The sequence below is a fragment of the Nonomuraea sp. MG754425 genome (assembly GCF_021699195.1).
Lineage (GTDB): Bacteria > Actinomycetota > Actinomycetes > Streptosporangiales > Streptosporangiaceae > Nonomuraea.
The window spans coordinates 1-8,872 of the sequence record NZ_SSXE01000286.1; the positions used below are offsets into that span (position 1 = coordinate 1).

The following is an 8,872-nucleotide window of genomic DNA, read 5'->3' on the forward strand; positions in this document are numbered from 1 at the left end:
GGCGGGCAGGGCCGCTGCTGCTCGCGCTCGTCGTCCTGGTGGCGTCCGGTTGCGCGCAGCGCAGCTCGACCACGCCGCCCGGCGTGCTGAACGTGGGCCAGATCAGCAACTCCATCGGCTTCTTCCCGCTGTTCGTGGCCGAGCAGCGGGGCTACTTCACGCAGGAGGGGGTCAGGCTGGGGGAGCGGCCCCGGCTCGGCACCGGGGCGAAGGTGGCGGCAGCCCTCAAGTCGGGCGGCATCGACCTCGGCGCGGGGGTGCTGACCGACGCGCTCAACCTGGCCCGGATCGACGACCGGACGCGGCTGGTCGCCGACCTGGTGGACCGCTACTACGTGGACATCGTGGTCGGCTCCTCCTTCGCCGGCGCCGCCCCGTCCGCCCCGCTGGACGAGCGCATCCGCGCCCTGCGTGGCCGCCGGATCGGCATCACCGGGCCGGGCAGCGGCACCGAGGCGCTGGTCACGTACCTGTTCGCCAGGGTCGGGATGAACCCGGCCACCGACTGCGAGCTGGTCAACCTCGGCAGCACGGCCTCCTCGGCGCTGGGCGCGCTGAAGGCCGGGCGGGTGGACGCGCTCGCCTTCTTCCAGCCCATTGCCCAGCAGGCCGCGGCGGCCGGCATCGGCGTGCGCTACATCTCGCCGGCGGCCGGCGACGTGCCGGGACTGGAGCGGACGGTGCACGGCGTCGTGTTCAGCACCCAGCCGGTCCTCGACCGCAAACCCCGGGAGGTGGCCGCCTTCCAGCGCGCCCTCGGACGGGCCCAGCGTTACATCCACGAGGCCGACCGGCAGGAGTTGCTGGGCCTGCTCGCGGCGTACCTGAAGGGCATCGACCCCAAGGCGCTGGAGGAGTTGCCGGAGCTGCTGCGGGAGGAGATCCCCGCGGACATCGGCGTCCCGCGGACGTCGTTCGACACAGCCATCGCCTTCCACCTGGCCACCGGCCTGGTCAAGCACCCGCCCAGCTACGACGAGATCGTCCCGCCCGGCCTGCGCAGGCCCTAGCGGGCCGGGCGGGGTCAGTCCTTCGGCCGCCCGCCACAAGGGGACGACACTCGCCCTATCGGTTTGTTTCGCTCCGAGAAACCTCAGGTGAGCTGGATGTAGTCCAGCTCGGCGTATCCGGTGCCGCCCGCGAAGTACGGCGAGCCCTTGGCCAGGCGGATCACGTTGTAGCCCGCGCGCAGGCTCACGCTCGTGCTGACGGTGGCGCCGAACTGCCCCCACGCGGCGGTGGGCGGGTAGCTGACCGTGGCCCAGGCGCCGCCGTTGTAGGCCAGGCCCTGCGTGGCGGTGGCCCCGGTGCCGTTGGCGTAACCGATCGTCATCGTGTACGCGCGGGCGGCGGGCACGTTGACGACGAAGTCGACGTAGCTGTCGGTGCGCGGGGTGCCGGAGTTGTCGATGCGGCCGACGTACCCGCCGCCCGACGCGCTCGTGGCGGTGAGGCGCTGGGCGCGGAACGCCGAGGCGTTCTCGGCCTCGTAGCGCTGCTGGTAGGCGGGCACCCCGGAGGCGGGCTCCACGACGAGCTGGTAGGCGCTGGTGGCGGACATGTTCGGCACCGAGACGCTGAGCTGGCCGTTGCTGACCGTCCGGGTCGTGGTGGAGACCGTGGTGGGGGCGCTCACGGCGGTGAACCGGCCACTGGACGGCGTGGACAGCAGCGTGACGCGGACGGAGGAGCCGAGCGCGCCGAGCCCGGTCAGGTTGACGGTGTTGGCGCCCGCCTCGTTGCCGAACACGACGTTGACGATCCTGCGGGTGCCGTCGTAGGAGGCGAACCCGTCGAGGCCGGTCTGCGTGCCGGGCGTCGTCGTGACCATGTCACCGGCCATGTCGCCGTACCACTTGTACAGCCACCACGTGCCGGTGGGCTGGTCGTTGCCGGTGACCAGGCCGTTCATGGTGCCGTACTCGTACCAGAAGGCACGGTGCGCCGACTCGACGCCGGCCCGTTCGAGCTTGGCGACGTAGCTGGCCACCCGGCCGGGCACGTCCACCTCGGCGGGGGCGGCGTACTCGTTGATGGAGATGCGGCGCGGGCTGATGCCCAGCGACGCCTCCAGGTTGCGGTAGTCGGCGACGTCCGCGGCGATCCTGACCGGGTCCTGCAGCTCGTGCCAGCAGATGACGTCGGGCAGCGTGCCGGTGTCCCTGGCGCGGGTCAGGAACGACTGCATCCACGAGCGGTTGTAGACGGCCGTGCTCGGGCCGACGATCGGCGTGAGGGTGTCGAGGGCGCGCACCGCCCGGAACGTCCGCACCCAGCCGTCGTTGAAGGCGCCCGCCGCAGCGGTGTTCCAGGTGTAGTCGGGCTCGTTCCAGAGCTCCCAGCCGATCACGTTCGTGACCGAGGTGGCCTGGAGCCTGGCGTTGACCATGGTGGTGACCTTGGCCAGCCAGTCGTCCCAGCTCACCCACCGGTAGGGGAAGTCGGGGTAGATGTCCGGCATCCGGATGAACTGGCCCGCCCCGGTCCGGGTGGCCTGCGGGGCGACCAGCAGCGAGTCACCGCCCGGCGGCTGGCCGTTGGGACGCTGGCCGACGCCGGGCGCGGGCTGGGTCAGCGAGTTGACCTTGATCGGGAGCAGGGTGGAGTCGGCCGGGCGGGAGTTCTCGGCCAGGCCGTACAGGCCGCCGGAGGCCACGTGCGTGACGGGGCGGAACGGCTGCCCGACGTTGACGGTCAACGTCGCGCCGGCCGCGTGGGCCGGTTGCGGGGCCGCCAGCCCGCAGGCGAGCATGACGGCGGTCAGTAAGGCGGCGCGGGTGCGCTTGGTTCGGGGGGTGGACACGTTGGTACCTCGCTCATTCCTGGAGGACGGTCATGGCGTGCCGGAGAGCGGGAGCCAGACCCGCATCGGGCCGTGGCCCCGGTTGCCCCATTGGAAGTAGGGCACCGCGGTGAGCTGGAGCGGAGTGGCACCCGGCCGGTGCCGGTCGGTGCTGTACAGCGGATGGTGCGTGAGGTCGGGCGCGCGGCCCGACGCCGTGACGACGACGGGCCCCTTGCCCCTCCCGGCGGCCAGGAGCGGGGCGGTGGCGTCGAGGAGCACGTCCTCCAGGACGACGTCCTCGGGCAGGTCGTGCTGCTCCAGGCAGTACACGAGCGGGCCGCGGGCCAGGGCGACGCAGCCGCGGACCGCGTCCACGCGCGGGTGGGCGCGCACCTGCCTGACCGGCATGCCGAGCTCCAGCACGACGCGCGTGCCCTCGCCCCACGGCCCGGTCAGGCGCAGGTAGCCGGCGTCCACGGAGGCCGGGGCCGGCTCGCCGTCGATCAGCAGGCGGTAGGAGGCGCACCAGGACGGCACACGCAGCGCCAGCGTCCACGCCTGCGGCGCGGTCACGGTGAGCTCGACGCGGCCCTGCCAGGGGTAGTCCGTGCGCACCTGCACCCGGGCCGGGCCCGCCTCGATCGTCGCGGTGGCGTACAGGTGCAGTTGCAGGCCGTTCGCGTCGCCGGTGGCCAGGTAGGCGGGCAGGCAGGCCATCAGGCGGGCGATGTTCGGCGGGCAGCAGGCGCACGAGTACCACGGCAGGCGGTGGCCGGCCGACTCCTCGCCCGAGTTGGTGTGGCCGGTGCGCAGGTGCAGCGGGTTGGAGTAGAAGAAGTGCCGGCCGTCCTCGGAGACCGCCGCCGCGACGGCGTTGAGCAGCACCCGCTCCATCTCGTCGGCGTAGCCGGCCGCGCCGGTGGCCAGCAGCAGCCGCCAGCCCACGTGGAAGGCCGCGATCGAGGCGCACGTCTCGGCGTAGGCGCGGTCGGGCGGCAGCTCGTACGGGTCGCCGTACGCCTCGTCGCGGTGGCGGGAGCCGTGCGCGCCGGTGACGTACGTGCGGGTGCGGACGGCGTCGTCCCACAGGCGGCGGGCGGCCTCCAGCAGGGCCCGGTCGCCGGTCTCGACCGCCACGTCCACCATGCCCGCCAGCAGGTAGAGCTGGCGCACGGAGTGCCCGGCCACCTCCTCGGCCGCGCGCGGCGGCACGTGGTCCTGGTGGTAGCGGGCGCCGAACCGGCCGCCGCCCAGCAGGCCGTGGCCGCGCCGGTCGATGAAGCGCCGGGCCAGGTCGAGGTAGGGGTGGTGCCCGGTGAGGCGGTAGAGCTCGGCCAGCGCCGTCTCGATCTCCGGGTGCCCGCACACCTCCTCCACCTGGGAGAACCGCTCGACCAGCAGGTCCGCGAAGCGTCTGGTCAGCTCGACCAGTTCGGGGGCCGTGCCGGTGCGGCCCGCGGCCACCGCGGCCTGGATGAGGTGGCCGGCGCAGTACAGCTCGTGGCTGCGTACCGGCTGCAGCCACCGCCCGCCGGGCTCGGCGACGGTGTAGTAGGAGTTGAGGTAGCCGTCGGCCTGCTGGGCGCGGGCCAGCAGCGCGGTCGTGTCGTCGACGAAGTCCCGCAGCCCCGGGTCCGCGCCGGGGGCGGCCAGCTCCCACAGCGCCGCCTCCAGCGTCTTGTACACGTCGGAGTCGGCGAACCACATGCCCGCGAACTCCGTGTCCGATTCGCCGGCCGCGGCCCGCAGGTTGCCCAGGTTGCCGCTGTCTTCCAGCCGCTCCACGCAGTGCGGCAGCGTGTGCTCGGCGTTGCGCCGCCGCCACTGCCCGAGCAGCCCGTCGTCGTGCAGGCGTACCTGCTCCAGCCCGAGCGGGCGCAGCGCGGCGACCGCGCCGGGGCCGGGGACGGCCGGGCCGCCGCCGCCACGGATGGCCAGGGGGTTGCCTGAGGATTTCGGCGCAGTCATCCAGCTCTCACTTGGAAAGTTAGGAAATCGTTTGCCTTAAGCTAGCAACGCTCCTTCGGCGGAGTCAACGGGCTGTAAAGTTGAGTAGGCAAGGTGCTCGGAAAGCGGAGGAAAGTATGGGGAAATTGGAGCGTCACGCCACGATCGCCGACGTCGCGACACTGGCCGGGGTGTCGGTGGGCACGGCCTCCAAGGCCCTCAACGGGCGCGGATCCCTGCGCGAGGAGACCCGGAGCCGGGTGAAGGAGGCCGCCAGGCAGCTCAACTTCGAGGTGAACGCCGGGGCCAGGAACCTGCACTCGGGGCGTACGTACACCGTGGGGATGATCACCACGGACACGATCGGCCGGTTCAGCATCCCGGTGCTGATGGGAGCCGAGGACGCGCTGGGCGCGGGGCAGATGTCGGTGTTCCTGTGCGACGGCCGCGACGACCCGATCCGGGAGCAGTACCACGTCAAGACACTGCTCAGCCGGCGCGTGGACGGCATCATCGTCACCGGGCGGCGCACCCAGGCGCGCGCCCCGATCGCGGCCGGGCTGCCCGTGCCCGTGGTCTACGCCTTCATCAGCTCGGCCGACCCCGCCGACTGCTCGGTGGTGCCGGACGAGGAGGGCGGGGCGCGCAAGGCGGTGGAGCACCTGCTCGCCGTCGGGCGCAGCCGCATCGCCCACGTGACCGGGCCCGAGCACCACCACTCCGCCCGGGTGCGGTCGGTCGCGGCCGTCGAGCGGCTGGCCGAGGCGGGCCTCTCGCCGGCGGCGGCGCCGCTGTTCGGGGCGTGGAGCGAGGTCTGGGGACGGCAGGCCGTCGGCATGCTGCTGGCCGGCGGGGCCACGTTCGACGCCGTGTTCTGCGGCAGCGACCAGATCGCGCGCGGGGTCGCGGAGGCGCTGCGGGCCGTGGGCCGGCGGGTGCCGCAGGACGTGGCGCTGGTCGGGTTCGACAACTGGGACGTGATGACCGAAGCCTGCCAGCCGCCGCTGACCAGCGTGGACATGAACCTGGAAGGGCTCGGACGGACCGCCGCCGAGATGTTGCTGGCCGCCATCAACGGCAGCCACTCACCGGGACGCCACGCCCACCCCTGCCACCTGGTGGTACGCGAGTCGACGACGATGCCGCTGGTGCCCGGCGGCTCGTGAGCCGGGCCCGCCGGCCCTCAGCGCCCAGGCCGGTGCAGCAGCAGCATGGCCGCGTCGTCGAGCAGCGGCCCGCCGGCGTGCTGCACCAGATCGGCCCGCAGCGCGTCCAGCGCCGCCTGCGGGTCCTCGTGCCGCAGCAGCGGGGTGCGCTCCTCCAGCGGGTAGAACTCCCCGGCCGCGTTCCTGGCCTCGATGACCCCGTCGGTGAAGAACAGCACCCGGTCGCCGCCGCCGAACGCCACCCGGTACGGCTTGACCGCCGCCGCCTCCATCGCCCCCAGCCCCAGGGGCAGGCCGTGCTCGGGCGGCTCGGCGGTGGCCGTCGCGCCGTCGCGCAGGATGACCAGCGGCGCCGGATGCCCGAAGTTCACCAGCGTCAGCTCCTCGTCGTGCACCTCGGCGATGATCGCGGTGACGAACTGCTCCCCGCCCAGGTGCCGCGCCAGGCTGGCCTCCAGCCGCTCGCCGATGTCGGACAGGTCGGCCTGGTCGTAGGCGGCCTCGCGGAAGGCTCCCAGCACCCACGCCGCCGTCTCGACCGCCGCCAGGCCCTTGCCCTGGACGTCCCCGATCAGCAGCCGCACCCCGTGCGGGGTCGTGACGATCTCGTACAGGTCGCCGCCGATCTGCGCCTCGGCCGCGGCCGAGGTGTACGAGAGCGCCACTCGCAGGCCGCCCGCCCGCCGGGGCACCGGCCTGAGCAGCACCCGCTGGGCGGCCTCCGCGACCTGGCGGACGCTGGCCAGTTCGCGCTCGCGTTGCAGGCGCAGGCTGCTGGCCAGCATGCTGGCCGCCGTCACGCCCGCGATGCCGATCACCGTGAGGTTGTTCTCGAAGGTGAACAGCAGGCCGTTGTGCACCGCCATGGGCATGCAGAGGGCCAGCGCCACCGCCCCCACGAACGCCGTGCGCCGCACGCCTCCCGACACCGAGGCGAACGCGGGCCCGAGCGTGAGCAGCGGCAGGAAGACCATCGTCTCGCCGGCCAGCAGATCGGTGAGGGCGACGCCCACCATGACGACGAAGGGCAGCCAGCGCAGGACCTGCAAAGACCTCATCAGACCCCCGAGCCGACGTCGTCATCCGACGTATTAGCATCGCGCAGGAAAGCCGTCGTTCTCAACCCGTAAGGCCACGTCGGCGGCCCGCGCGCGCCTGCCGGAGGCATTTCGTGACATATGCGGAATTCCGCGATCACTTTCGGTGATCTTTGTCAGGTGAGCGCGCATCGCGAGACCGTTCCCCGATCTCGAACCCCTTCTCCTTCCGGGAAAGTGGATAGGTTCTTCCTGACGAAGGGAGTCAGGAAGTGGCATTGGCCGACGCCGGAATCCGGCGATTACTGGTGGACTCGGGGGAGCCCCGGGGATGGGTGCCCCTCAGGACCGATCTGGTCACGGCGCTGCTCGGGGTGTGGTTCGGCGTCGGGCTGATGATCGACGCCTGGGCGCACACCACTCAGGCGGAGCTGGAGACGTTCTTCACTCCGTGGCACGCGGTGTTCTACTCCGGGTTCGCGGTGGTCTCCGGCTGGATCCTCTGGCAGGTCTGGCGCAACGTGCGCACCGGCAGGCAGGGGCTGGCGGCCGTGCCCACGGGCTACCTCGCCGGCCTGGTGGCGGTGCCCGCGTTCGCCGCGTTCGGCTTCGCCGACATGATGTGGCACACGATCCTCGGCATCGAGACCAGCCTGGACATCCTGTTCAGCCCCTCGCATCTCGGGCTCGTCGTGTCGATGCTGCTCATCATCACCACCCCGCTGCGCTCCGCGTGGAACGCCCCCGACATCGGCGACCGGCCGACGCTCGGCCGGCTGCTCCCGGCGCTGATCGGGCTCGCGTTCGCCACCACGCTGGTGTCGCTGTTCCTGTCGTACGGCGACGCCATGCAGTACCAATCGCTGCGCATCGTCGAGGCGTTCTCCACGGTGGAGGAGAACGGCGCCTCCCGGCTCGCCCTCGCCATGGTGGTCACCAACGTCATCATGCTCGCCCCGGTGCTGTTCCTGGCCCGGCGCTGGCAGTTGCCGTTCGGCTCGGTGACCGTCATGTACACGATCGCCGTGCTCATGCCGGGCGCCCAGACGGAGTTCACGAACGTGCCGGTGCTGGCGTCATTCATGGTCGCCGGGCTCGTGAGCGACCTGCTGATCCGCCGGCTGCGTCCGTCGGGCCGGCGCCGGGGCGCGTACTGGGCCTTCGCCGGGCTGTCGGCGCTGGCCACGTGGTCGCTCTACCTCGGCTTCTCCTCGGTCGTGGCGGGCCACCTGCCCGCGGTGCCCGAGTTGTGGACCGGGACGCCGGTCATCGCCGGCCTGATCGGCCTGGCCCTGGGCGCGCTGCTGCTGCCCAACGCCGTCGGATCCGAGCCCGCCGCTGGGCCCGCCGCCTCCAGCGTGGTGGACGCCGGGCGCGCATGATCCGGGCACTGTGCCTGGCCGCCGCGCTCGTGCTGGCGCTGGCCGCCCCCGCCGCGGCGCACAACGTCACGGCGGGGGCGGACCTGCGGATCGCCCAGACGATCGCCGGGGCCGAGGTCACGGTGGTGATCAAGGGCACGTCCCGCGTGCCGGGGCCGCTGCGGATCGGCGTCATCGCCTACCAGCCGGTCTCGGGGCTGCCGGTCGGCCTGCGGGTGCGCTCGGTCGAGGACGGCCGCACCGTGACCGGCACGGCACAGGCGGCGGCCGACCCGCGCTACACCGAACTGCGGGTGGAGCGCACCGGGCCGCACGAGCTGACACTGAGCGCGGGGGACGAGACGGCCGTCGTCCCGTTCCGCGTGCTCGTGGACCGCGGGTCGGCGGGCGAGCTCATCATCTACGGAGCCCTGTTCGTGGCCGCGATACTGCTGGTGGGCGGCCTGCTCACCGGCGCGACGGCCCGTCCCGGCCGGGCGATGGCGCTGGCGGCGGGAGCCGCGGCCGGGGTGACGGTCGCCGCCATGGTCCTCGTGTTCGAGCCGCTCCTGCCCC

7 protein-coding genes are annotated in these 8,872 nt (G+C 72.8%); 4 read left to right on the forward strand and 3 right to left on the reverse strand.

Translation table 11 applies throughout. The features are described from left to right. Positions 1-1,010, forward strand: a 1,010-nt coding sequence (locus tag FAF44_RS49805) for an ABC transporter substrate-binding protein (protein ID WP_237110493.1), incomplete at its 5' end; no start/stop codon positions are given. Positions 1,011-1,093: 83 nt separating this feature from the next. Here FAF44_RS49805 and FAF44_RS49810 read toward each other — a convergent pair. Both FAF44_RS49810 and FAF44_RS49815 read right to left on the reverse strand, forming a co-directional pair. Next, positions 1,094-2,803: a CBM35 domain-containing protein gene (locus tag FAF44_RS49810; protein WP_237110494.1), complete on the reverse strand. Its 1,710-nt coding sequence runs from the start codon at positions 2,801-2,803 to the stop codon at positions 1,094-1,096. Between the two features lie 30 nt (positions 2,804-2,833). Beyond that, a complete protein-coding gene (locus tag FAF44_RS49815; protein WP_237110495.1) occupies positions 2,834-4,753 on the reverse strand; it encodes a glycoside hydrolase family 127 protein in 1,920 nt (639 codons plus the stop codon). Positions 4,754-4,869: 116 nt separating this feature from the next. On the opposite strand from FAF44_RS49815, the gene FAF44_RS49820 reads away from it, so the two are divergent. Continuing rightward, on the forward strand, positions 4,870-5,898 hold the full coding sequence (locus FAF44_RS49820; protein WP_237110496.1) for a LacI family DNA-binding transcriptional regulator: 1,029 nt from the start codon (positions 4,870-4,872) through the stop codon (positions 5,896-5,898). A 17-nt stretch (positions 5,899-5,915) separates the two neighbouring features. Here the strand turns inward: FAF44_RS49820 and FAF44_RS49825 are convergent, their stop codons facing one another. Beyond that, a complete protein-coding gene (locus FAF44_RS49825; protein ID WP_237110497.1) occupies positions 5,916-6,956 on the reverse strand; it encodes a PP2C family protein-serine/threonine phosphatase in 1,041 nt (346 codons plus the stop codon). Positions 6,957-7,270: 314 nt separating this feature from the next. Here FAF44_RS49825 and FAF44_RS49830 point away from each other — a divergent pair, with 314 nt between their 5' ends. Together FAF44_RS49830 and FAF44_RS49835 are read left to right on the forward strand one after the other, a co-directional pair. Then, a complete protein-coding gene (locus FAF44_RS49830) occupies positions 7,271-8,317 on the forward strand; it encodes a hypothetical protein (RefSeq protein WP_237110498.1) in 1,047 nt (348 codons plus the stop codon). Further along, on the forward strand, positions 8,314-8,872 hold a 559-nt coding region (locus FAF44_RS49835), incomplete at its 3' end, for a hypothetical protein (protein ID WP_237110499.1). The genes FAF44_RS49830 and FAF44_RS49835, both read left to right, overlap by 4 nt.

Bases quoted from the DNA above. Each gene is read 5' to 3' on its own strand.
- FAF44_RS49825 (WP_237110497.1), bottom strand. From the start codon at position 6,956: ATGAGGTCTTTGCAGGTCCTGCGCTGGCTGCCCTTCGTCGTCATGGTG.
- FAF44_RS49815 (WP_237110495.1), bottom strand. From the start codon at position 4,753: ATGACTGCGCCGAAATCCTCAGGCAACCCCCTGGCCATCCGTGGCGGC.
- FAF44_RS49820 (WP_237110496.1), top strand. From the start codon at position 4,870: ATGGGGAAATTGGAGCGTCACGCCACGATCGCCGACGTCGCGACACTG.